This is a genomic window from Streptomyces sp. NPDC091376 (assembly GCF_044757085.1).
In the GTDB taxonomy this organism is placed as follows: domain Bacteria; phylum Actinomycetota; class Actinomycetes; order Streptomycetales; family Streptomycetaceae; genus Streptomyces; species Streptomyces pratisoli.
The window spans coordinates 105637-129555 of record NZ_JBIVUF010000009.1 but is presented as its reverse complement, the minus strand read 5'-3'; the positions used below and the strand labels follow the sequence as shown (position 1 = coordinate 129555).

Sequence of the window (23919 nt, the reverse complement as noted above, 5' to 3'; positions counted from 1 at the left end):
GCCTCAGCAGTACGCGGCCTCAGCAGTACTTGGAGGAGCCGGTCGAACCCCACTTGCAGGAGTCGACGAGCGTGCCGGTCGACTTCCGCAGGTACGCCGTGTCCCCCGTGTTGTTCCAGACGTACCAAGAGCGTCCCCAGTAGCGGTACCCGGCCGTGTTGGAGCCCTTGCCGGTGTGGACCTTGACGTAGGACCTCGCGCCGATCTTGCCGCTGAAGGTGTACGTGTAGCCGGTGACGTCGCGCAGCTTCCAGCCCTGGATGGAGATCGCGGACGAGCTGGAGTTGTAGAGCTGGACCCACTCGCCGTTCAGCGAGGTGTTGGATCCGGTGTCGGAGCCCGGCGAGTTGTAGGACACGCGGTAGATGCTCACACCCCCGGCGGCCTGGGCCGGAGTGGCGGTCAGCAGACCACCGGCGACGGCGATGGCGACAGCGGTTGCCGACGCGGCGTGACGGAGCTTCATGGAACCCTCCCCATGGGTTGTGCAGCGTCCGGAAGATGGCGTCCGAACGTGCGGTGAGAGTACATCCGGATGTGATGGATCTGTGGTGAAAGTCTGGTTGTGATGTAAAGAGGTTCAAGCTTGGTCTACTTGATGGCCGGCATTCGCCGCGTCAGCCGGTCTTCTTCCAGTCCTGGCAACCCGTCGTCTTGAAGTAGCCGTCGCTCGCGCCGACCTTCACGATGGCCGTGCCCTTCACGTTCCCGTTCGCGAGGATCGAGTCGATGCCGTGGGCCGCGTCCTTCGAGCGCTCCCAGTAGCACACGTCGTCCGTGTTGCCCTTGGACTTGTACGTGCCGGGGGCGATGTCGACGCCCACCTTGAACATGCCGCCGTCGCCCTTGATCTCGGACTTCGGGCTGCCCTTGGCCTTCTCGTCCACCGCTTCCCAGTCCTCGCAGCCGGTGGTCTTGAAGATCTTGTCGGAGGGCTTGAGGGTCACGTAGCTCGTGCCGCTGACGTTGTCGTTGGCGAGGGTCGAGTCGACCTCGCCCTTCGAGTCCTTGGCGCGCTCCCAGTAGCACATGCCGTCGTTGCCGCTGGTGCGGTACAGGCCGGGCTTGATGTCCGCGGGGACCTCGAAGTCACCGTCCCCCTCGATCGCGGCGGCCTTCTTCTTCGTCTCCTCCTTCGGCTCGGAGTCGCCCGTGCCCTTGGCGGCCTCCTGGGCGGCGCCCTTCGACGAACCCGCCGCCGTGGAACCGGAGGGCGAGTCTTCGCCGCCGCCCGCGGCCGAGCCGATCGCGACGAGCACGACGACCGCGCCGAGAGCGGTGAGCCCCTTGTGGCGGGCGAACCAGCTGCGCTTCTTCCCGGGGCCGCCGTACTGGGGCTGCTGCGGCTGCTGCGGGGCGTACATGGGCTGAGACATGGCTGTGGCACCTTCCGGGGCGCTGTGAGGACTGCGTGAACCGATGCGTCAATGACAGCAGAGACTGTGAACCGAGTCAACACGGTTCACGCGCCTTGGGTCCGCTCACGCTGTGAACGGATCTGCGGGATCGCCTCGGTATGCTCGTTCTTCACGACTCATGGCCTTCACAGCGCACGAGGGGAGACGGTCCGGTGCCGGAACAGCACTCAACCGAGGTCACCGCCGCGGGGATCGCCCGGCTCGCGGGAGTGGGCCGCGCCGCCGTCAGCAACTGGCGGCGTCGCCACGCCGACTTCCCCAGGCCCGTCGGCGGCACCGAGACCAGCCCGTCGTTCGCGCTCGCCGAGGTCGAGCAGTGGCTGCGCGACCAGGGCAAGCTCGCCGAAGTGCCGCGTCGTGAGCGGGTCTGGCAGCAGTTGTCGGCGCATCCCGCCGGAGCCGTCACCGCGCTCGTCCACGCGGGGTGCGTGCTGCTGCTCGTACGGGACAGGCCCACCGCCTGGCTGGAGCTGGCCGCCGTTTCGGACAAGCGGCTGCTCACGATGCTCCCCGGCGCCCTGGACAACGTCCTCACCGCCCGCTTCGGCGAGGAGCGCGCCGCCGTGCCGACCCCGACGGCGGCCGAGCTCGCGCAGTCCGTTCCCCTCGTGCGCGGCGCCGCGGAACTCGCCGCCGAACTGGGCACGTGCCAGGCCTTCGAGTTCCTGCTGGGCCGGTATCTGGACGCCAATCCCCGCCAGTACACCCTCACTCCGCCCGGACCCGCCGAGCTGATGGCGGCCCTCGCCGGCGCGGACGCACCCGGCAGGACGGTGCTCGACCCGGCGTCCGGCACCGGCGAACTCCTGCGTGCCGTTCGGCAGCCGGCCGCCCTCCACGCCCAGGACGCCGACCCCGAACTGGCCTCGCTGACCGCGCTGCGCCTCGCCCTGCACGGCGACGCCGACATCCGCGCGGCCGCCGCCGACACGCTGCGCGCGGACGCCTTCCCCGGGCTCGCCGCCGACGTCGTGCTCTGCCACCCGCCGTTCAACGAGCGCAACTGGGGTCACGACGAACTCGCCTACGACCCCCGCTGGGAGTACGGCTTCCCCGCCCGCACCGAGTCCGAGCTGGCCTGGGTCCAGCACGCCCTCGCGCACCTGCGAGAAGGCGGCACGGCGGTCCTGCTGATGCCCCCGGCCGTCGCCTCCCGCCGCTCCGGGCGCCGCATCCGCGCCGATCTGCTCCGCCGCGGTGCGCTGCGGGCCGTGATCGCCCTGCCCGCCGGCGCCGCGCCCCCGTACGGCATTCCGCTGCACCTGTGGGTGCTGTGCAGGCCAGGGGCGGGCCAACGGCCGGACCCCGAGCTGCTGTTCGTCGACACCGCCGCGCTCATGCCGGACGGCGGCCGCGACAAGCTGCCCTGGCCGGCCTTGCGGAGTGCCGTGCTCGACGCCTGGCGGGACCGGACCGAACAGTCCGGCGTCAGCCGCGCCGTGCCGGTCATCGAACTCCTCGACGACGACGTCGACCTGGCCCCCGCCCGCCATCTGTCCGTGCCCGCCGCCGGCGGGTCCGCGGCCGACCTCGAAGCCGTACGCAAGAGCCTGGACGGTTCGCTGCGCCGCACCATGGAGCTGGCGCCCGCGCCCGTCACCACCGCGGGGCCCGCCGCCCGCACGCTCACCACCGTCGGCGAACTCACCCGCGCCGGGGCGCTCGTGCTGCGCACCGGCGGGGCCGGGGCCTCGCACTCCGGCGGTCCCGTCCTCACCGAGCACGACGTGATCACCGGCGCCGCGCCCTCGGGCACGCTCCCGGCCGGGCAGGCCGAGGAGCCGGTGCTCACACAGGAAGGGGACGTCGTCGTGCCCGTCCTGGGCGGCGGTTCGGCCGCGCGCGTCGTCGACGCCGCGACCGCGGGCGCCGCGCTCGGCCGCAACCTCCAGCTGCTGCGTCCCGATCCGGCGGCACTCGACCCCTGGTTCCTGGCCGGCTTCCTGCGCGGTACGGCGAACAACCGGCAGGCCAGCAGTTACGCCTCCACCGCCACCCGGCTCGACGTACGGCGGCTCCAGCTGCCCCGGCTGCCTCTCGCCGAGCAGCGGCGGTACGGCGAACGCTTCCGCGCCCTGGCGGAGTTCGAGGACGCGCTGCGACTCACGAGCCGACTCGGCGGACAGCTGGCGCAGAGCCTGTACGACGGGCTGGCGGACGGGACCGTACTGCCGGAATGATCGATTCCGGAAGTGATCGGCGCAACACCCTTTGTGTACAACCCTGAGCCGGTTGTCCTTGTCGGTGTATACGCTCGAACTCCTTCGGCCCGCACCTCCCAGGAGCGCCACATGCACGGTCACGTGCCCATGACGCCACCGCGCCGCCCGGCGACGGCCGGCGTGATCACCGTGCGCGTGATCATCTGTGTGCTGATCGTCCTGACCCTGGGGATGCTCGCCTGGATCGCCACGCTGCGCATCGCGATCATGCGGCGCAGGCGGCAGGACTGGGCGCTGTTCTGGTGCCAGCTCGTGCTCAACGTCGCCTGTCTGGTGCCCCTGGAGCAGAGCTTCGCGGACCACTGGATAGCGAACGTCGGCATGGCGGGGCTGCTGCTCCAGATGACCGGCGTGGTCACGTACTACCTGATCGTCGACATCCACCACCATCAGCGCCGGTACGCGGCACCGGTGTTCACCGCGCCTCCCGCCCCGCACGGTCCGCCGCCCGTGCCCGCCCCGGGATACGGTTACCCGCCCCGACCGGCACCTCAGGTCCAGCCGGCACCTCACGTCCAGCCGCAGCCCCAGCCGCACCCGCCTTCGCAGCCCCCGCAACAGCACTCCCAGCCGCCGCAACCGCAACCGCAGCCCCCGCAACAGCACTCCCAGCCGCCGCAACCGCAACCGCAACCGCAACCGCAGCCGCCGGCGCAACCCGTGCATCCCCCGCACCGCATCGACCAGGTGCGTGCCGAGCTCGACGAGCTCAGTGCCTACCTGCGCAACGACAACAACGACGGGGAGCGCGGCCGGTGAACGGACGCATGGTCGCCGGACGCTACGAACTGTCCACGATCATCGGCCAGGGCGGCATGGGCCAGGTCTGGACGGGCTACGACCAGCGACTCGACCGCCGGGTCGCCGTCAAGCTGCTGCGCCCCGACCACATGGCGCCCGCCACGGCCGCCGACGAGATGCGCCGCCGCTTCGTCCGCGAGTGCCGGGTCACCGCCCAGGTGACCCACCCGGGCCTGGTCACCGTGCACGACGCGGGCAGTGACGGCGACGACCTGTACCTCGTCATGCAGTACGTCGAGGGCGCGGACCTCGCCGACCACCTCGCGGAGCACGACCCGTACCCCTGGGAGTGGGCCGTGTCCGTCGCGGCCCAGCTGTGCGCGGTGCTGGGCGCCGTGCACGCCGTACCGATCGTCCACCGCGACCTCAAGCCGCGGAACGTGATGGTGAAGCCCGACGGCACGGTCACCGTCCTCGACCTCGGCGTGGCGTCCGTCATCGACACCGACACGACCCGCCTCACCCACACCGGCTCCCCGATCGGCAGCCCCGCCTACATGGCGCCCGAGCAGGCGATGGGCGGCGCCGTCGGCCCGTACACGGACCTGTACGCGCTGGGAGTGCTGCTGCACGAACTGCTCAGCGGCACCGTGCCGTTCGCGGGGTCCACCGCGCTCGGCGTGCTCCACCGCCATCTGTACGAACCGCCACTGCCCGTGCGACAGCTGCGGCCCGAGATACCCGAGCAGCTCGAAGCACTCGTCCTGCGCCTCCTCGCGAAGGACCCGCAGCACCGGCCCTCCGGGGCGCGGGAGGTGTACGCGGCCCTCGCGCCGCTGCTGCCGGCGCGGCACGGGACGCCGACCGGGCCGCTGGACCCGACCCGTCCGTTCCTGCGCCCGCACGCGCCGTGGCCCGACCAGGAGGCGGCACCGCCGCCGCCCGACCCGCGGGTGTCGGCCGTGCCGGTGGCGGCCGACCGGCCCGATGTCGCCGCCGCCGTAGACGAGGTCAAACGCCTTCTCGGCGAGGGCAGCATCACCCGGGCCGTGGACATCCTCGGCGGCATCCTTCCGGCCGCCGCGGCCGAGCACGGTGAGCGGTCGACGGTCGTGAGGATCCTGCGCAAGCAGTACGCGACGACCCTCATTGACGACGGCCAGTACCGCCGGGCCCTGCCCGAACTGCGCCGGCTCGCCGACGACCGGACGGCGGAGGCGGGGCCGGGCGACCCCCAGACCCTGCAGTTCCGCCACGACGCGGCGCAGTGCCTGGAGCAGCTGGGCGAGACGGCTGCGGCGCTGACGGAGTACCGGGCGGTGCTGCCGTACTACGAGGGCCGGCACGGGGGCGCGGTGGACACGGCGCGGGCGTTCGACATCCGGCACCGGATCGGGCATCTGCTGCTGGCGATGGGCGACCACACGGCGGGCCACCAGCAGTTGCAGAGCCTGCTGTTCGACTCCGAGCGTCTGTACGGCCCGGGGCACCCGCTGCCCACGGAACTCCGCCGCGCACTGACCCGCCAGCGCCAGTTCCGCCCGGGCTGACCGTCGGTCGGGGGCGTCGGTCCGGACCCCGGCCCGGGCTGCCCCCGAAGCTGAGCGGTGGGTGGGCCGGGGAGAACTCAGCCCGCGCGCAGGAACGCCGTGCCCGCGACCCGCCCCACGAGCTTCAGCCGGGAGCCGTTCGCGAGGTGCTTGCCCAGCGCCTCGGCGACAGCGGGGCGGGTGTCGTCGCCCTGGCCGTCGAGGACGACGACGGCGCCTTGCGCGGCCAGCTCCTCCGCGCACTCCAGGTCGGCCAGGACCTCCTGCACGGACGAGGCGTCACCGGCCAGCACGATCACTCCGTAGCGGCGGTCGGAGACCGCGGCCCGTACCTCCGGGTCGGCCGAGGCGCCCCGTTCGATGCGGGCCTGGGCGCCGGAACGGCTGCCGCACAGCGCGAGGTTGGCACGGACGACGTCCTCACGCACGGGCACGGACACGAGCACCGGCACCGTCACCGGGACCGCGGCCCCTGCACCGTCCGCGGCCCCTGCACCGTCCGCGGCCCCCGCCCCGACCGCACCGTCCGCGGCCCCCGCGTCCTCCGCCACTCGTGCACCGTCCGCCGCTCCCGCCAGCCGGTCGACGATGGTCAGCCGCGGTTCGACGCCCGCGCGGTGCAGCATGCGCAGCAGCGCCGTCGCGAACAGCCCGTGCTGCGTACCGATCTCCAGCACGTCCTCGTTCGGCGGGGCCAGCAGCGGAACGGTCGCCAGCTTGCCGCACACGTCCGAGGTCGAGCCCGCCAGCCGGCCGACACCCAGGGCCTCCAGTGCCACCACCGTGCGGTAGGCGACGGTCAGGTCCCGCCGCGCGTGATCTCCGGACGCCCCCGTCACCGTCGTCACTTCGCGTACGAGCGTGTCCAGCTGCGTCGCGGTGGGCATCCGGTGGCCGTCCCGTCCGGCGTGGTCGAGCAGCAGCCCGAGCCCGTAGCTCTGGCGCCGCAGGTCGGCCACTTCGTGGTGCAGGGCATCGAGGTCGGCCTGCAGGGCGTTGGTGGCGCGCTCCAGGCGCTGCTCCACCAGCGTGAACGCCGGACGCAGCACCCGCTGGGCCAGCCGGTTGCTCAGGAGGGAAGGCATGGCGGGGACGTTACGCCGAGATTTCCGCTCAAGAGGCCACCAACGGGGGCCGTTCGGGTGAAGTCTTGGTGTCCTTCCGTCGACGCGCCCGTACGGCCGGTACGAGCGGGACGGCCACCCGCACCAGCAGCACCACCAGTGCGGCCCCGCCGACGGCCGCGCCCGCGCGCAGGCCCGGCGGCCGGAAGGAGCAGTCGACCGTGGTCCGCTTCCCGTCGAGCGGCACGGCGACCAGCCCGAGGTACCGGTCCGCCGGCCTGCCGTCGCAGCTCCAGCCGGCGATGCGCGGCGCGGCGAGGACGGCGGTGCCGGTGGAGCCGGTCGGCAGTTCGGCGCGTACGCCACTGTCGCCGACCTCCACCGACACCGCCCCGGAGGTCTTCAGCCGGGCCACGGCGGCGGACAGTCTGCCGCGGTCGAGACAGCCGGCGCTCCAGTCCCGCGGCTCCTGCTTGCCGAAGGAGATCCGGGAGGCGGGTCCGTTCGACGTGCCGAGCGGGGTCATCGGCGCGCGCCGCTTGGGCAGGCCACCGCTGAGCTTCACCGGCTTTCCGTCGCCGAGCCGCGCCGTGCCCGCGTAGTCGGGCGCCCACAGGAAGACGTCGGTGCCCGCGGGGCAGACACCGTCGACGGGGTCGCCGTACACCGGGGCGCCGAGCAGCAGTTCCTGGTTGCGGAACGGTGAGGTGCCGTAGCGCGGTTCCGGGCCCTTCGGCCGCACGGTCACCAGCGGCGGCACCTCGGCCCGCGTCACCTCGGGGCGCCCGCCGGGCACGGTGCGCACCCGTGTCCCCACCGAGAAGACCGCGTCGGTGACGGGGTTGTCCAGGCTCTGCACGTTGCGGCCCCGCGAGGTCCAGCCGGCGCCGAGCGCGGCCATGGTGCGGGTGAGCACGGCGGGGGTGTGGCTGCTGTAGTACGCGCCGCTCTCGCCGCCCAGCAGCATCGGATCGTTGCCGGTGAGGTGCTCGCGACCGCTGTCCGTGCGGGAGCCGGGCCGGCTGTCGGCGCCGGCCACCGCGTCGGCGCGCGCGCTGTGGGCGGTGCCCCACGCCGGATAGTCGTCGAGCCGGCCCAGGCGCTGACGGTCGGCGTAGGCGGTGGTCGCCGCAGCCTGCCCGACCAGGCCGCCCGCGAGGAGCAGCGCGGCGACGACGACGAACCGCTGCCGCTTCGCCAGTACGAGAGCGCCCAGGGCCCCGGCCAGCCCGAGCGCGAACAGCGGGAACGTCCAGCCGGTGACCAGGTCGCTGGTCGCCGCGCCGAGCGCGATCACCGCCAGCACCCCGGTGCCGGCGAGCAGCGCCCGCCGTCCCGGCCATTCCCGCGCCACGCACACCCAGGCCGCGATCACCAGCACACCGGCGAGGACGAACGACTGCCGGTAGGGGCTGCCGTTGGGCGTGGCGAAGATGTGCCAGGCCAGATGGGTCGGTCCCCACTGCATCGACACCGCGACGGCCACCACCAGCGCGGTCCACCACCGGCGCTCGCGCCGCGGCACACCGCGGTGGAAGACGAGGGCGGCGGCGAGCAGCAGCGCTCCGGTGCCGAGGAAGACGGCAGGGGTGAAGAAGCTGTACGTCGCGGGCAGCGCGCGGGCGAACACGTCGACCCAGCCCGCCGGCTCGAACTCCCGTGTCCAGCCCGGGTAGGCGTGCTTCGAGCCGAGGAAGACCGGGATCAGCACGGGGGTGGCGAGGGCGATGCCGAGCAGGGTGGTCCCGGCGGCCCGCAGCAGCACGCGGACTCGGTCCCGTACCGGCGTCGGACCGGCCGTCCCGGTCCCTGGGGCCGTCTCGGTCCCCGTCCCGTCGTCCGTCCGCTCGTCCGTCCGCTCGTCCAGGATCAGCCGCAGCACCAGCACCAGGGCGGCGCCGAGGGTGGCCATGTAGGCGGTATAGAAGTTCGCGGCCCACGCCACGGCGACGATCAGCGTGCCGAGGGCGGCCCGCCGCCTCGTCCGGGCCCATTCGCCGACCAGGCACAGCAGCGGGAAGGCGATCAGCCCGTCCAGCCACATCGGGTTGTACGACGCCTCGACGACCGACCAGCCGCACAGCGCGTACGAGGCGCCGAGCACCGCCGCCACCCACCAGCGGCTGCCGGCGCGGTGGAGCGTGAGCAGCAGCCAGGTCATCGCGGCCGCCGCCGCGGCCATCTTCAGCACGGTGATCACATACACCGCGAGATCGATGTCCTCGCGCGGGAAGAGGCCGACGAGCACCGAGAAGGGGCTGGTCAGATAGGTCCCGAGGTCGGGCAGGAAGCTCGTGCCGTACCCGGACTGCCAGTTGAGCAGCAGCCCGCCCTCCGCACGGCCGTGCAGCAGGTCCCACAGATGGGCATGGAACGGGACGAACTGATTGCCCAGGTCGTTGACGCTGCGCGTCTTCGGACCGAAGGGAAAGCTGCGGGCGACGGCGTCACCGGCGCATACGGCCAGGAGCGTCAGCAGGGCGGCGAGTGCGGTGGCGCGGCCGCGGTTGCGGGAGGCGGATATGCGGACCCGCGCGGTGTTGTCCAAGGTCGACATGATTCTTCGAATATGCCAGGGCACATCGTGAATTCGGGGGATCAAGGACCCAGTTCACGCAATGGTCGCCTGCCCGCCATGTGTCGAATCCGCACGCGACATTCACGTCCGTTGTTGTTCTACCGTGCTGATCTCGATTGTTGTCCCGTGCTTCAACGAAGAGGAGATCATCGACCGCTTCCATGAACACGTGACCAAGGAACTCGCTCTGCTCGGCCAGGAATACGAACTGGTCTATGTGGACGACGGAAGTCACGACCGCACGCTCGCTCTCCTCGAGGCGATCGCGGCGGCCGACTCCCGCACCCGGTACGTCTCCTTCAGCCGGAACTTCGGCAAGGAGGCCGCGATGCTGGCCGGACTCCAGCACGCCGGCGGTGACGCGGTGGTCATCATGGATGCCGATCTCCAACATCCCCCCGAGCTGGTGCACCGCATGCTGCGCCTGTACGAGGAGGGGTTCGACCAGGTCATCGCCCGGCGCACCCGCAAGGGCGACCGGGTCACGCGCACGGTCACCGCGCGCGCCTACTACTGGCTCATCAACCGGCTGGTCGACGTGGAACTCGTCGACGGCGTAGGCGACTTCCGGCTGCTGTCCCGCCGTACGGTGGACGCCATCCTCGGACTGAGCGAGTACAACCGGTTCTCCAAGGGCCTCTTCGCCTGGGTCGGATTCCGTACGACGACCTTCGAGTACGAGAACGCGGTGCGTGAGCAGGGTCGCTCCAAATGGAGTTTCGGCAAGCTGCTCAACTACGGCCTCGACGGTCTCCTCTCCTTCAACAACAAGCCGCTGCGGGCCGCGGTCTACATAGGACTGCTGCTCCTCTCGGTAGCCATGGCCTATGCCGTGTGGATCGTCGGTGTCGCCCTGGTGAACGGGGTGGATACCCCCGGCTATGTCACACTTCTGGTGACGGTCGTCGCACTCGCCGGTGTCCAGATGGTCATGCTGGGCGTCGTCGGCGAGTACGTGGGCCGTATCTACTACGAGGTGAAGCGCCGCCCGCACTATCTGGTCGCGGCGACCAACGCGGGACTGCCGCCCCGGCAGCAGCACCGCACCCAGGGGGAGCAGGGGGAGCTCGTACGCCGATGACGGTCCAGGCGCAGATGATCCGTTTCGCCCTGGTCGGCGTGGTGAACACCGCGACGTACTACGGCTGCTATCTGCTGTTCCTGGCCTGGATGCCGTACGTCGCGGCGCACGTCCTGGCGTTTCTGCTCAGCATGGTCGGTTCGTTCTTCCTGAACTCGTACTTCACCTACCGGACCCGGCCGACCTGGCGGAAGTTCCTGCTGTTCCCGCTCACCAACGCCGCCAACTTCGTGATCACCACGAGCGGTGTGTACCTGCTGGTCGACGTGCTCCACTTCGGCAGCCGGTACGCACCGCTGATCGCGGCCGCGGCGGCCATCCCGATCACCTTCATGGTCTCCCGCACGATCATGCTCCGCCCGGAGCCCGCTCCCGCGTCGTTGGCCGAATCAGTCGCTTCGAAGTAGTGGCCTGCGCCACGTCGACTGCCTACCATCGATCATCGCAAGGCTTTGTGCAGCGAAGCACAATCACGCCGGGAGGCCCCTTTGCACCGCCGTCGTCGCACCGCGCTCGCCCTCTCCGCCGCGCTCGCCGTCGCGGCGCCCCTGCTCGCCGCCTGCGGGAGCGAGGCGCACCCAGGCGCCGCAGCCGTCGTCGGCGGGGACCGGATCGAGGTGTCCGCGCTCCAGGCCGACGTGGAGGACGTACGGGCGGCCCAGGAGGCGTCGCCCCAGTCGGCGCAGCTGATCAAGGACACCGGACAGCTCGGCCGGGCCAAGCTGCACGGCATGATCTTCGGCCGGGTGCTGGAGCAGGCGGCGGAGAAGGCCGGGGTCACCGTCTCCCGCAAGGAGGTCCAGGACGCCCGGGCGGCCGCCGCCCAGCAGTACGGCGGGGAGGAGCAGCTCGCCGCGATGCTGCTGCAGCAGCGCGGGGTCGCACCGGACCAGATCGACGAGACCGTGCGTGAGCAGGTCATGCTGACCGAGCTGGCCCGGTCGCTCGGCGCCGACCTCAGCACCCCGCAGGGCCTGCAGAAGGTCAACGACGCGCTCACCGCCGCGTCGAAGGAGCTCGACATCGACGTGAACCCGCGCTACGGCACCTGGGACGACGCGAAGATCCAGCTCGGCGACTACAAGGCCCCGTGGATCACCCAGGTCACCAAGCAGCCGGAGGCCGTCCCGGCCGGGGCCTGAGCCTTCGCGCGGCCAACGTAAGGTCGAGGGGTGAATGCTGAAGCGCCCGTCGAGCCCGGCCGTATCGTCCTGCTCACCGCGAGCCATCGCGTCGCGCCCGGGCTGCTGTCCTGGCCCGCGTGGCAGACGCTGCACGCCGCCGACCGGGTGCTGTGCGGGGACGGTGCTCATCCCCAGCTGCCGTATCTGAGGGAGGCCGGGGTCGGTGTGGAGGTCGCCGCGCCCACCGCCCAGGAGCTCGTCGACGCCTGCGCCGGAGGCCGGACGGTCGTGGTCCTCGCGACCGGTGAGGGCGACCAGGCCCTGACCGACGGCCTGGCCCGCATGGCGGGCTCCGGTCGTTTCCAGATGCCCGACCTGGAGCTGCTTCCCGGTTCCTACGATCTGCCGGGCGCCCGGCTCCTCGACCTCGTCCAGGTCATGGACCGGATCCGCCGCGAGTGCCCGTGGTCCTCGCAGCAGACCCACAAGGGCCTCGCCAAGTACGGCATCGAGGAGGCGTACGAACTCGTCGAGGCCATCGAGGACGGCGACCATGACGAGCTGCGCGAGGAACTCGGCGACGTCCTGCTGCAGGTCGCCTTCCACGCCCGCATCGCCCAGGAGGACGCGGAGGAGCCGTTCTCGATCGACGACGTGGCCGGCACGATCGTCGACAAGCTCATCCACCGCCACCCGCACGTCTTCGGCGACGCCGACGCCGAGACCCCCGAGGACGTCAAGGCCCACTGGCTCCGCACGAAGGCCGTGGAGAAGCAGCGCGACTCGGTGACCGACGGCATTCCGCTCGGGCAGCCGGGCCTCGCCCTGGCCGCGAAGCTCGCCTCCCGCGTGCGCAACGCCGCCCTCGATGTCCCGCTGCCGAGCGGTGACGGCATCGGCTACGAACTGCTCACCATGGCCGTCCGGGCCGAGGCCGAGGGCCACGACCCGGAGACCGCGCTGCGCGCGGCGGCCCGCGCCTACCGGGACGCGATCCGCGCGGCGGAGACGGCGGCGACCGGCGCCTGACGAGCGGGCCCGTCAGTCCCGGGTTCCCCGCCTGCGGTCCACAGCGGTGAGGTCGATCTCGATCGGGTACGGGACGTCGACCTTGAGCCGGTTGTGATGGATGCCGGTGACGGCGTAGGTGTTCGTGGCCGGGTCGATCTCGTAGACGTACACCACAGGCAGACCGTCGCTCTTCTCCACCCGCCAGAAGTGCCGGATTCCGGCCGCCGCGTACTTGCGGGGCTTGAGCTCGCGGTCTCGCTGCACGGATTCGTCCGACACGATCTCGACGGCGAGCAGGATGTCGGCTGGGGCGTACCAGGTCTGCTCCGGTCCCGTGCGGGCGCTCCACGGAACCACCATGAGGTCGGGCTCCGGCCGGTCGCGTACGCCCAGTTTGGTGGTCATCTCGCGGACGACATAGAGGTCGTCCGGTGCCTGCTGCACCAATGCGTTCTCCAGCAGCCGCAGTGCGGCCATGTGGAAGAAGGTCTGCGGACTCGCGAAGAACAGTCCTCCGTCGATCAGCTCGGTGTGCGGAGGGAGACCCTTGATCCGGTCGAGGTCGTCCGCCGTCCACCCACCGGGGGGCGGGACCGGGAATGCGTACTGCTCCTCGCGGCCGGTCAGCGCTCTCATGCGACTGAGTCTGGCGCGTACGGTCGGCCTACCCGGGCGGAACGCCGGGAGGTCCGCCGAACAGGTGACCCGCTCCGCGCGGGATACCGTCGACCCATGCACGACCAGCCGTCCGGCGTCCCCGGCGCCCCCGAGCTCTTCACCTGGGAGTTCGCCACCGACCCGTACCCCGCCTACGCCTGGCTCCGCGAGCACGCGCCCGTGCACAGGACCCGGCTCCCCAGTGGGGTCGAGGCCTGGCTGGTGACCCGGTACGCGGACGCGCGGCAGGCGCTGGCGGACCAGCGGCTCAGCAAGAATCCCGCGCATCACGACGAGCCCGCGCACGCGAAGGGGAAGACGGGCATCCCGGGCGAGCGCAAGGCGGAGCTGATGACGCATCTGCTGAACATCGATCCGCCCGACCACACCCGGCTGCGCCGGCTCGTCTCCAAGGCGTTCACGCCACGCCGCGTGGCCGAGTTCGCGCCGCGCGTACAGGAATTGACGGACCGTCTCATCGACGGCTTCGCCGAGCGGGGCAGCGCGGACCTCATCCATGAGTTCGCGTTCCCGCTCCCCATCTACGCCATCTGCGACATGCTCGGCGTCCCCGCCGAGGACCAGGACGACTTCCGTGACTGGGCCGGGATGATGATCCGTCACGGGGGCGGTCCGCGCGGCGGGGTGGCGCGGTCGGTGAAGAAGATGCGCGGCTATCTCGCCGAGCTGATCCACCGTAAGCGGGAGGACCCCGGTGACGACCTGATTTCCGGGCTCATCCGGGCGAGCGACCACGGCGAGCACCTCACGGAGAACGAGGCCGCCGCGATGGCCTTCATCCTCCTCTTCGCCGGCTTCGAGACCACCGTCAACCTGATCGGCAACGGCACCTACGCCCTGCTGCGCGATCCGGACCAGCGCGCCCGTCTCCAGTCGTCCCTGGCCGCGGGCGACACCGGGCTGCTCGAAACCGGGGTCGAGGAGCTGCTGCGCTACGACGGGCCCGTGGAGCTCGCCACGTGGCGGTTCGCGACCGAGCCGCTCACGCTCGGCGGGCAGGACATCGGCGCCGGCGATCCGGTCCTCGTCGTGCTCGCCGCCGCCGACCGCGACCCCGAGCGCTTCCCGGACCCCGACACCCTCGACCTGGCCCGCCGGGACAACCAGCACCTCGGGTACGGGCACGGCATCCACTACTGCCTGGGCGCGCCGCTCGCGCGGCTCGAAGGGCAGACCGCGCTCGCGACCCTGCTCACCAGGTTGCCCGACTTGCGGCTTGCGGTGGATCCTTCCGATTTGCGGTGGCGTGGGGGGCTCATCATGCGTGGATTGCGCACTCTGCCCGTTGAGTTCACCGCCATCAAGAGCTGACGAGTCGTCAGGATTGTGACTTTCACGTGATCTCCGCTGCACCGACTTGTGACTGACGTTCGAGTGGGGCTACGTTCACCCCGACTCGGGGTCCTTGCCGAATCAACAGACTCGTGGGACCCGTGGGTTTTCTGTTGTCACACGGAAGGCACACCGCATGCGCTCCGGGAACGGCCGACACCGCCGACCTCGTCAGGCCCCCGCTCTCATCGTCGCGGCAGGGGTGACCGGATCGGCCATCGCCATCCCACTGCTCGGCGCAGGCGCCGCCTCCGCCGCGGACTCCGCCACCTGGGACCGCGTCGCGGACTGCGAGAGCGGCGGCGTGTGGAGCGCCGACCTCGGCAACGGTTACTACGGCGGCCTGCAGATGTCCCAGGAGACCTGGGAGGCGTACGGCGGGACGGCCTACGCGCCGCGCGCCGACCTCGCCAGCCGCGCCCAGCAGATCACGGTGGCCGAGGCGGTGCTGTCCGCCCAGGGTGACTCCGCCTGGCCGAGCTGCGGGGAGATCACCGGTCTCGTCACCGGCCTCCTGGGGGGCGGCACCGAGCCGGCCGGCGGGGACGCCTCCGCCACGCCGCAGAACGGTGGCACGAAGAGCCCCTCCTTCGGTGACGGGGCGGGCACGACGCCCGCGCCGGACACCGACGCCCCCGCCCCGTCCGGTTCCGGCGCCTCGAACGGTTCGCCGACGGCCGAGAAGCCCGCGGACGCTTCGGACGGGCCTTCCACCCCGGCCGGCTCCGGCAAGAGTGCGGACGCCTCGGGCGGCGAGGACGCAGCCGCGGACACGGGCTCCGGAAAGCATCGCGGTGGCGCCGCCGATGAGGACGAGACGGGCAATTCGGGCAATGACCGTAATTCCGGTCGTCATGCCTCACGAGATGACGCATCGGCACGAGACGGCGCCGCCGCGGGAGATGAGTACACCGTCCGTCCCGGCGACAACCTGTGGTCGATCGCCGACGTGAACGAGGTGCCCGGCGGCTGGCCCGCGCTCTACGAGGCGAACCAGGAAGTCGTCGGCTCCGACGCCGATCTCATCCTGCCTGGCCAGAGCCTCGATCTGGGCCTGGGGCAGGGGCAGTTGAAGGAGTAGTTCGGGCGCTTATGTCCGGTTCTGCGCAAGTGAGACATGAGTCTCTTCGTGTCAACTGGCGCGTCTCGTCGGCCAACTCCGGTCATCACGCCTCTCACCTGCGAAAACGGACATCCCTCCGCGTCAAATAGGTGTGGTTTCTCCCCGATGTTCGACTTTGAACATCGGGGAGAAGTGCGTTTACGGTCTGAACCGCTCGCCAATGCGGGCCCCGACGACCGCACGCCGAATCCTGCCGGCGGCCGCCGGGAACAGTCGTCGCGCAAGCGCCGAAGGCAGGAGCGGGGGACCCAAGGTAAGTGCCGGGCCCGCCCTTTGGGGCGGAACCGGCTTGGGGTGGAGCCGCGCGAACCTCGCGCGGCCGGGCAACTCACATGGCCCGAACCCGACAGCTCACCTCGCAGGCGTCGGTGAGGAGAAGTTCCATGCTGCTTTCCGGCAAGGGCAAGCACCGTCGCCCGTCCAAGGCCACTCGTATCGCCACGCTCGCCGGTGTCACCGGTGCGGCCATCGCCGCCCCGCTGATGGCCTCCGGTACGGCGTCCGCCGCCACCGCCTCCGAGTGGGACGCCGTCGCCCAGTGCGAGTCCGGCGGCAACTGGTCGATCAACACCGGCAACGGCTACTACGGCGGCCTGCAGTTCTCGGCCTCCACCTGGGCCGCGTACGGCGGCACCGCCTACGCCCAGACCGCCGCCCAGGCCTCGAAGGCCCAGCAGATCGAGATAGCCGAGAAGGTCCTCGACGGCCAGGGCAAGGGTGCCTGGCCGCACTGTGGCGTGGGCCTGTCCGACGCCGCGTACAACGGTGCCGCCCCGGCCGCCCCGAAGGCCGCCGAGCCCAAGGCCAAGGCCCCCGCCCCGAAGCGCGCCGAGGTCCCGACCACCCGCTCCGAGCGCCCCGCCGCCCCGGTCAAGAAGGGCGACGGCGAGTACACGGTCAAGGCCGGCGACACCCTCAGCAAGATCGCCGAGGCCGAGAAGGCCAAGGGCGGCTGGCAGAAGCTGTTCGAGCTGAACAAGGACATCGTCGAGGACGCGAACGTCATTCACCCCGGCCAGAAGCTCCACCTGAGCTGACGGGTCCGCACCCCCGTCCCCCCGGCTCCCCGGCCCGGCGCGCCATCCCCCGTACGCGCCGGGCCGGGGTTTCTGTCTGTTTGTTCCCCTTTTTCGTCCCACGGGGCGGGCAGCGGCAGGCCGATGCGCGTGGGGCGGTTAGGCTCTTGTCGCAAGGCCAAAGAGACCCTGCACTGACCCTGCTCCGCATGCGTCACATTCAGCGTCACATCCCAGAAGGAGATGCTCGTGCCGTCCATCGACGTCGTCGTAGCCCGGGAAATCCTGGACTCCCGAGGCAACCCCACGGTCGAGGTCGAGGTCGGCCTCGACGACGGCAGCACCGGCCGTGCTGCCGTTCCGTCCGGTGCGTCCACCGGTGCGTTCGAGGCCCTCGAGCTCCGCGACGGTGACCAGAACCGCTACATGGGCAAGGGTGTCGAGAAGGCCGTCCTCGCCGTCATCGAGCAGATCGGCCCGGAGCTCGTCGGGTACGACGCCACCGAGCAGCGCCTGATCGACCAGGCGATGTTCGACCTGGACGCCACCCCGGACAAGTCCTCCCTCGGCGCCAACGCCATCCTCGGTGTCTCCCTCGCCGTCGCGCACGCCGCGTCCGAGGCCTCCGACCTCCCGCTGTTCCGCTACCTCGGCGGCCCGAACGCGCACCTGCTGCCCGTTCCGATGATGAACATCCTGAACGGCGGCTCGCACGCCGACTCCAACGTGGACATCCAGGAGTTCATGATCGCGCCCGTCGGCGCGGAGTCCTTCTCCGAGGCCCTGCGCTGGGGCACCGAGGTCTACCACACCCTGAAGAAGGTGCTGAAGGAGAAGGGCCTGTCGACCGGCCTCGGCGACGAGGGCGGCTTCGCCCCGAACCTCGGCTCCAACCGCGAGGCCCTCGACCTCATCCTCGAGGCCATCAAGCAGGCCGGCTACGCGCCCGGCAGGGACATCGCGCTCGCGCTCGACGTCGCCGCCTCCGAGTTCTACAAGGACGGCTCCTACGAGTTCGAGGGCAAGTCCCGCTCGGCCGCGGAGATGACCGAGTACTACGAGGAGCTCGTCGCCGCCTACCCGCTGGTCTCCATCGAGGACCCGCTGTTCGAGGACGACTGGGCCGGCTGGAAGGTCATCACCGACAAGCTCGGCTCCAAGGTGCAGCTGGTCGGCGACGACCTGTTCGTCACCAACCCGGAGCGCCTCGCCCGCGGCATCGAGGACGGCGCCGCCAACGCGCTCCTGGTCAAGGTCAACCAGATCGGTTCGCTGACCGAGACCCTGGACGCCGTCGAGCTGGCCCAGCGCAGCGGCTTCAAGTGCATGATGTCCCACCGCTCCGGCGAGACCGAGGACGTCACCATCGCCGACCTGGCCGTCGCCACCAACTGCGGCCAGATCAAGACCGGCGCCCCGGCCCGCTCCGAGCGCGTCGCCAAGTACAACCAGCTGCTGCGCATCGAGGAGATCCTCGACGACGCGGCGGAGTACGCCGGCCGCAGCGCGTTCCCGCGTTTCAAGGGCTGAGCCCGCAGACCGGTAGATACGTACGTCCCCGCACGCGGTCCCGTACCGTGTGCGGGGACGTACGCACGTAATGGGGAGGCGCACACATGGCCCGGGACCGGTTCTCCACCGCGACCAGGCTGCGGCTGCTCGGCGAGCAGACCGCCGCCCGCGTCTACCGCTCGCAGACCCGTCGCCAGGCCCGGCGCTCGCGGCTCACCGGCCGGGCGGCCTTCCTCGCGCTCGTCCTCTGCTCGATGATCGTCGCGCTCGCGTATCCGATGCGGCAGTACGTGTCGCAGCAGAACGAGATCGCCGAGCAGGAGCGGCTCGCGGCCGCGGCCCGCGAGCGTGTGGAACGGCTGCGTGACGAGAGGGCCCGTCTCCGGGACGACGCGTACGTCATGCGGCTGGCCCGCGAGCACCTGCACATGGTCAGGCCGGGCGAGACCGGCTACATCGTGGTCGATCCGCGGGCCGGCCAGAAGCCCAGGACGGACGAGGACGGGGTCAGCAGGCCCTGGTACTCGAACGTCTGGGACGGTGTCGACCGGGCCGACGCGCCACGCTAGCCCAGCCCCGGCCAAGCCACAGATCGAACGAAGAGACAGACACATCCATGCAAACGCCCCCGCCGACCACCGAGCACACCCCGCCCACCGCGGCGGACATCGCCGCGTTCCAGGAGCAGCTCGGCCGCCCGCCGCGCGGTCTGCGCGCGATCGCCCACCGCTGCCCGTGCGGCAATCCGGACGTGGTGGAGACGGCGCCGCGGCTTGAGGACGGTACGCCGTTCCCGACGCTGTACTACCTGACGTGCCCGCGTGCGGCCTCGGCCATCGGCACGCTGGAGGCGAACGGCGTCATGAAGGAGATGACCGAGCGCCTGGCGGCCGACCCCGAGCTGTCGGCGGCGTACCGGGAGGCGCACGAGGACTACATCGCGCGCCGTGACGCGATCGAGGAGCTGAAGGGCTTCCCGAGCGCCGGCGGGATGCCTGACCGGGTGAAGTGCCTGCACGTCCTGGTCGGCCACTCGCTGGCGGCCGGCCCCGGGGTGAACCCGCTGGGCGACGAGGCGATCGCGATGCTGCCGGAGTGGTGGGCGAAGGGCCCCTGTGTGAGTCCGGTGACGGACGGGACGCGGGAGTCCGGTGCCGACGGCGGCTCCGGCGATGTCCGGGGGGACGAGCAGTGACCCGGGTCGCCGCCGTCGACTGCGGCACGAACTCGATCCGTCTGCTCATCGCCGACATCGACCCGTCCACTGGCGAACTGACGGAGCTGGACCGGCGGATGACCATCGTCCGGCTCGGTCAGGGCGTCGACCGCACCGGCCGCCTCGCCCCCGAGGCGCTGGAGCGCACCTTCGCCGCCTGCCGGGAGTACGCGCAGATCATGAAGACCCACGGTGTGGAGAGGATCCGCTTCGTGGCCACCTCCGCCTCCCGGGACGCCGAGAACCGCGACGACTTCGTGAACGGCGTGGTCGGCATCCTCGGGGTCGAGCCCGAGGTGATCAGCGGGGACCAGGAGGCCGGGTTCTCCTTCAACGGCGCCACCAAGGAACTGCCCGGCCACGAGGAGCGGCTGGTCGTGGACATCGGCGGCGGCTCGACCGAGTTCGTCATCGGCCATGGGCAGGTCGAGGCGGCCCGGTCGGTCGACATCGGCTGCGTACGGCTGACCGAGCGGCACGTCCGCCAGGATCCGCCGTCGCCGGACGAGATCGCGGCGATCCGCGCGGACATCGAGGCCGCGCTGGACCTCGCCGAGGAGACGGTGCCGATCCGCGAGGCGAGCACCCTGGTCGGCCTGGCCGGCTCAGTGACCACCGTGGCAGGGATCGCGCTCGGTCTCGACGCGTACGACTCCGAGGCCATCCACCACTCCCGGATCTCCCGCGACCAGGTCGCGGGGATCACCCGGCGGCTGCTCGCCTCGACGCACGACGAGCGCGCGGCGATCCCGGTGATGCATCCGGGACGCGTGGACGTGATCGCCGCCGGTGCCCTCGTGCTGCTGGCGATCATGGAGCGCGCCGGGGTCGAGGAGGTCGTCGTCTCGGAGCACGACATCCTCGACGGGATCGCCCTTTCCCTCGTCTGAAGCCCCTGATGCGCTCCTGAAGCCCGCTGAAACACCCCTGGAGCACCCCGCTGAGGGTGCGCCGCGAGAAACTTCGTGAAGTTCTTCACAAGGATTTGGGCCCGGTCGGCCGTCGAAACTGCTCTCAGACGGCCCTCCGGGCCTGTTTTTCTGCCCAACTCGGCCTGTGCATCCGCACTCCGGCAGGTTCCCGTCGCGTTACGGCCATGTGAATCGGGTCAGTGGTTCATCTTTCCGATGCAGCGTGGGGCCAGCTCAGGAGGCCTTGACAACGTCTCCCGTCACACGGTGGTTCCCTGTGTGTGTCATGACCTCGGTCACGTGGGCCGCGGAGTGTAGCAGAGGGTCCGAAGGTGCTTGTGAAGGGGCTCACGAGCGACCCCCCTGAGGGGGGTGGATACTCGATGGCATGAGCACCACGGAGCGTCCCAGGATCCTCGTAGTAGGCGGTGGGTACGTAGGCCTGTACGCAGCTCGTCGCATTCTGAAGAAGATGCGGTACGGGGAGGCGACCGTCACGGTCGTCGACCCGCGGTCGTACATGACGTACCAGCCCTTCCTCCCCGAAGCCGCCGCCGGCAGCATCTCGCCGCGGCACGTCGTCGTCCCGCTGCGACGCGTGCTGCCCAAGGCCGAGGTACTCACCGGCCGGGTCACCACCATCGATCAGGACCGCAAGGTCGCCACGGTCGCGCCGCTCGTCGGCGAGGCCTACGAGCTGCCCTTCGACTACCTGGTCATCGCGCTCGGCGCGGTCTCCCGCACCTTCCCGATCCCCGGCCTCGCCGAACAGGGCATCGGGATGAAGGGCATCGAGGAGGCCATCGGCCTGCGCAACCACGTTCTCGAGCAGCTGGACAAGGCTGACTCGACGACCGACGAGGAGGTCCGCCGCAAGGCGCTGACCTTCGTCTTCGTGGGCGGCGGCTTCGCCGGCGCGGAGACCATAGGCGAGGTCGAGGACCTGGCCCGTGACGCGGTCAAGTACTACAAGAGCGTCAAGCGCGAGGACATGCGCTTCGTCCTCGTCGACGCCGCCGACAAGATCCTTCCCGAGGTCGGCCCGAAGCTCGGCAAGTACGGCAAGGAGCACCTCGAGGCCCGGGGTATCGAGATCTACCTCAACACCTCGATGGACTCCTGCGTCGACGGCCACGTGGTGCTGAAGAACGGCCTGGAGGTCGACTCCAACACCATCGTGTGGACCGCCGGCGTGAAGCCGAACCCGGCGCTCGCCCGCTACGGTCTGCCGCTCGGCCCGCGCGGCCACGTGGACACCCAGCCGACCCTCCAGGTCCAGGGCACGGACTACATCTGGGCCGCCGGCGACAACGCCCAGGTGCCGGACCTCGCCGCGCGCAAGGCGGGCGTCGAGAACGCCTGGTGCCCGCCGAACGCCCAGCACGCGCTGCGCCAGGCCAAGCTCCTCGGCGACAACGTCATCTCCGGGATGCGCGGCTTCCCGCAGAAGGACTACGAGCACGCGAACAAGGGTGCGGTCGCCGGTCTCGGCCTGCACAAGGGCGTCGCGATGATCGTCATGGGCAAGGTCAAGATCAAGCTCAAGGGCCGGCTCGCCTGGTACATGCACCGTGGCTACCACGGCATGGCCATGCCGACCTGGAACCGCAAGATCCGCGTCTTCGCCGACTGGACGCTCGCGATGTTCCTCAAGCGCGAGGTCGTCTCGCTCGGCGCGATCGAGTCGCCGCGCGAGGAGTTCTACGAGGCCGCCAAGCCGGCCCCGGCGGCGGCCGCGCCCGCCCCGGAGAAGGCCAAGGCGTCCTGACCTCGCCGTAGTACCCGCAGTACCCCCGAAGGGGCCGTCCGCCATCCGTGGTGCGGACGGCCCCTTCGGCGTACCCGCTGCCGCCGGAGAACGGCGAAAGCGTCTGTTTTGCCGTCCATTTGCGTGTTAAGGGGACTGCTTTCGGGCGCCGAGGATGTTTACGTGGTGTTGGGCATTTCCGTCAAACCGTGATCACGGAGGTGTGCGCCATGGCCGATGCCGCTACGCGGCTCACCACTCTTGCCGAAGAACTGCTGGGAACTCCGCCTCCGGTCCGTCTCCGGGCCTGGGACGGCAGCGAGTCGGGTCCTCCCGACGGGCCCGTCGTCGTCGTCCGGCACCGACGTGCCCTGCGCAGGCTGCTCTGGAAACCGGGCGAACTCGGGCTGGCCCGCGCCTGGGTGGCCGGGGAGATCGACGTCGAGGGGGATCTGTACGAAGCCCTCGGCCGGCTCGCGGGGTTCCTCTGGGAGCGCCCCCGCGACGGCTCCGGGTCCGGCGGCCACTGGGTCCGGGACCCGCGGCTGCGCGCGGCCGCCCGGGACCTGCTCCGGCTCGCCGGCTCCCGTGCCTGGCTGGCGCCGCCGCCGCCCGCCGAGGAGGTCCGCAGACGGCACGGCCCGCTGCACACCAAGGTGCGCGACCGGCAGGCGATCAGCCATCACTACGACGTCGGCAACGACTTCTACCAGCAGGTGCTCGGCCCGTCCATGGTCTACTCGTGCGCCTACTGGGAGGCGGACGGGACCCTGGAGGACGCCCAGCGCGACAAGCTCGATCTGGTCTGCCGCAAGCTCGCCCTGCGGGCCGGCGACCGGCTGCTGGACGTGGGCTGCGGCTGGGGCTCGATGGCGATCCACGCGGCCAGTGAGTACGGCGCCCAGGTCACCGGGGTCACGCTCTCGCGCGAGCAGGCCGCGTTCGCCCGTAAGCGGATCGCCGAGGAGGGTCTGACGGACCGGATCGAGATCCGCGTCCAGGACTACCGGGACGTCAAGGACGGCCCCTACGACGCGATCTCGTCCATCGGCATGGCCGAGCACGTCGGTGCCGTGCGTTACCGGGAGTACGCCGATGTGCTGTACGGACTGCTGAAGCCCGGCGGCAGGCTGCTCAACCACCAGATCGCACGCCGCCCGGAGCAGGACGAGACGGCTTACCGGGTGGACGACTTCATCGACGCGTACGTCTTCCCCGACGGGGAGCTGGCGCCGCTCGGGTCGACCCTGTCGATCCTGGAGGAGGCCGGCTTCGAGGCCCGGGACGTCGAGTCGATCCGCGAGCACTACGCCCGCACCCTGCGCGTCTGGGTGGCGAACCTGGAGGCGGACTGGAAGCAGGCGGTACGCCGCACCTCACCGGGCCGGGCACGGATCTGGCGGCTCTACATGGCCGCGTGCGCGCTCGCCTTCGAGCGCAACAGGATCGGGGTCAACCAGATCCTCGCCGTGAAGACCCCGGAAGGCGGCGCCTCGGGGTTGCCGCTGAGGGCGCGCACATGGGTCGAGCCCGAACGGCGTTGATCCGTACGCACGAGGCCGGGCTCCCCGCCATGGGGAACCCGGCCTCTGTGT

Annotated in this window: 21 protein-coding genes and 1 riboswitch; of the genes, 16 read left to right on the top strand and 5 right to left on the bottom strand. The window is 71.0% G+C overall.

Annotated elements, in window-relative coordinates:
* Positions 1-19: 19 nt before the first annotated feature.
* Positions 20-466: a lamin tail domain-containing protein gene (locus ACIQMR_RS20935; protein ID WP_401389200.1), complete on the bottom strand. Its 447-nt coding sequence runs from the start codon at positions 464-466 to the stop codon at positions 20-22.
* 151 nt (positions 467-617) lie between these two features.
* Positions 618-1376 (bottom strand): hypothetical protein, encoded by a 759-nt coding sequence (locus ACIQMR_RS20930; protein ID WP_401389197.1) that lies wholly within the window; start codon positions 1374-1376, stop codon positions 618-620.
* Between the two features lie 194 nt (positions 1377-1570).
* On the opposite strand from ACIQMR_RS20930, the gene ACIQMR_RS20925 reads away from it, so the two are divergent.
* The 3 genes from ACIQMR_RS20925 to ACIQMR_RS20915 all read left to right on the top strand — a co-directional run bounded on the left by ACIQMR_RS20925 (position 1571) and on the right by ACIQMR_RS20915 (position 5931).
* Entirely contained in the window at positions 1571-3598 is a 2028-nt protein-coding gene (locus tag ACIQMR_RS20925; protein WP_401389194.1) for an N-6 DNA methylase, read from the top strand.
* A gap of 111 nt (positions 3599-3709) precedes the next feature.
* Entirely contained in the window at positions 3710-4399 is a 690-nt protein-coding gene (locus ACIQMR_RS20920; protein ID WP_401389191.1) for a hypothetical protein, read from the top strand.
* A complete protein-coding gene (locus ACIQMR_RS20915; RefSeq protein ID WP_401389188.1) occupies positions 4396-5931 on the top strand; it encodes a protein kinase in 1536 nt (511 codons plus the stop codon). The genes ACIQMR_RS20920 and ACIQMR_RS20915 overlap by 4 nt, the downstream gene beginning before the upstream one ends.
* A gap of 77 nt (positions 5932-6008) precedes the next feature.
* Here ACIQMR_RS20915 and ACIQMR_RS20910 read toward each other — a convergent pair whose 3' ends face one another.
* Positions 6009-7016, bottom strand: coding sequence for a class I SAM-dependent methyltransferase (locus ACIQMR_RS20910; protein WP_401389186.1), 1008 nt, complete (start codon positions 7014-7016; stop codon positions 6009-6011).
* Positions 7017-7044: 28 nt separating this feature from the next.
* Positions 7045-9552 carry a YfhO family protein gene (locus ACIQMR_RS20905; protein WP_401389183.1) on the bottom strand — a complete coding sequence of 836 codons (2508 nt, stop codon included), beginning with the start codon at positions 9550-9552 and terminating at the stop codon, positions 7045-7047.
* Between the two features lie 124 nt (positions 9553-9676).
* Here ACIQMR_RS20905 and ACIQMR_RS20900 point away from each other — a divergent pair, with 124 nt between their 5' ends.
* From ACIQMR_RS20900 to ACIQMR_RS20885, 4 genes are all read left to right on the top strand, one after another.
* A complete protein-coding gene (locus ACIQMR_RS20900) occupies positions 9677-10654 on the top strand; it encodes a glycosyltransferase family 2 protein (RefSeq protein WP_385479042.1) in 978 nt (325 codons plus the stop codon).
* Positions 10651-11061 carry a GtrA family protein gene (locus ACIQMR_RS20895; RefSeq protein WP_401389179.1) on the top strand — a complete coding sequence of 137 codons (411 nt, stop codon included), beginning with the start codon at positions 10651-10653 and terminating at the stop codon, positions 11059-11061. Before ACIQMR_RS20900 ends, ACIQMR_RS20895 begins: the two co-directional genes overlap by 4 nt.
* An 81-nt stretch (positions 11062-11142) precedes the next feature.
* Positions 11143-11796: a SurA N-terminal domain-containing protein gene (locus ACIQMR_RS20890; protein ID WP_401389176.1), complete on the top strand. Its 654-nt coding sequence runs from the start codon at positions 11143-11145 to the stop codon at positions 11794-11796.
* Positions 11797-11826: 30 nt separating this feature from the next.
* Positions 11827-12807: a nucleoside triphosphate pyrophosphohydrolase gene (locus ACIQMR_RS20885; RefSeq protein ID WP_401389173.1), complete on the top strand. Its 981-nt coding sequence runs from the start codon at positions 11827-11829 to the stop codon at positions 12805-12807.
* 12 nt (positions 12808-12819) lie between these two features.
* Here the strand turns inward: ACIQMR_RS20885 and ACIQMR_RS20880 are convergent, their stop codons facing one another.
* Positions 12820-13425 (bottom strand): Uma2 family endonuclease, encoded by a 606-nt coding sequence (locus ACIQMR_RS20880; protein ID WP_401389170.1) that lies wholly within the window; start codon positions 13423-13425, stop codon positions 12820-12822.
* A 96-nt stretch (positions 13426-13521) separates the two neighbouring features.
* Here ACIQMR_RS20880 and ACIQMR_RS20875 point away from each other — a divergent pair, with 96 nt between their 5' ends.
* The 9 genes from ACIQMR_RS20875 to ACIQMR_RS20835 all read left to right on the top strand — a co-directional run bounded on the left by ACIQMR_RS20875 (position 13522) and on the right by ACIQMR_RS20835 (position 23868).
* Positions 13522-14778, top strand: a complete 1257-nt coding sequence (locus ACIQMR_RS20875; protein WP_401389168.1) for a cytochrome P450 — start codon at positions 13522-13524, stop codon at positions 14776-14778.
* Between the two features lie 157 nt (positions 14779-14935).
* Entirely contained in the window at positions 14936-15880 is a 945-nt protein-coding gene (locus ACIQMR_RS20870) for a transglycosylase family protein (RefSeq protein ID WP_401389165.1), read from the top strand.
* 257 nt (positions 15881-16137) lie between these two features.
* Positions 16138-16302, top strand: a riboswitch (cyclic di-AMP (ydaO/yuaA leader).
* A gap of 3 nt (positions 16303-16305) precedes the next feature.
* A complete protein-coding gene (locus ACIQMR_RS20865; RefSeq protein ID WP_401389162.1) occupies positions 16306-16959 on the top strand; it encodes a transglycosylase family protein in 654 nt (217 codons plus the stop codon).
* A gap of 222 nt (positions 16960-17181) precedes the next feature.
* Complete coding sequence (gene eno / locus ACIQMR_RS20860) at positions 17182-18468, top strand: phosphopyruvate hydratase (RefSeq protein WP_401389159.1); 1287 nt, start codon at positions 17182-17184, stop codon at positions 18466-18468.
* An 86-nt stretch (positions 18469-18554) separates the two neighbouring features.
* Entirely contained in the window at positions 18555-19019 is a 465-nt protein-coding gene (locus ACIQMR_RS20855) for a septum formation initiator family protein (RefSeq protein WP_401389156.1), read from the top strand.
* Positions 19020-19066: 47 nt separating this feature from the next.
* Positions 19067-19645, top strand: a complete 579-nt coding sequence (locus ACIQMR_RS20850) for a DUF501 domain-containing protein (RefSeq protein ID WP_401389153.1) — start codon at positions 19067-19069, stop codon at positions 19643-19645.
* The gene (locus tag ACIQMR_RS20845; protein WP_401389150.1) at positions 19642-20556 is read left to right on the top strand and encodes an exopolyphosphatase; all 915 of its coding nucleotides are present in this window, start codon (positions 19642-19644) and stop codon (positions 20554-20556) included. The genes ACIQMR_RS20850 and ACIQMR_RS20845 overlap by 4 nt, the downstream gene beginning before the upstream one ends.
* Positions 20557-20965: 409 nt before the next feature.
* Entirely contained in the window at positions 20966-22345 is a 1380-nt protein-coding gene (locus ACIQMR_RS20840) for an NAD(P)/FAD-dependent oxidoreductase (RefSeq protein WP_401389147.1), read from the top strand.
* Positions 22346-22554: 209 nt separating this feature from the next.
* Complete coding sequence (locus ACIQMR_RS20835; protein ID WP_401389144.1) at positions 22555-23868, top strand: class I SAM-dependent methyltransferase; 1314 nt, start codon at positions 22555-22557, stop codon at positions 23866-23868.
* Positions 23869-23919 lie beyond the last annotated feature (51 nt).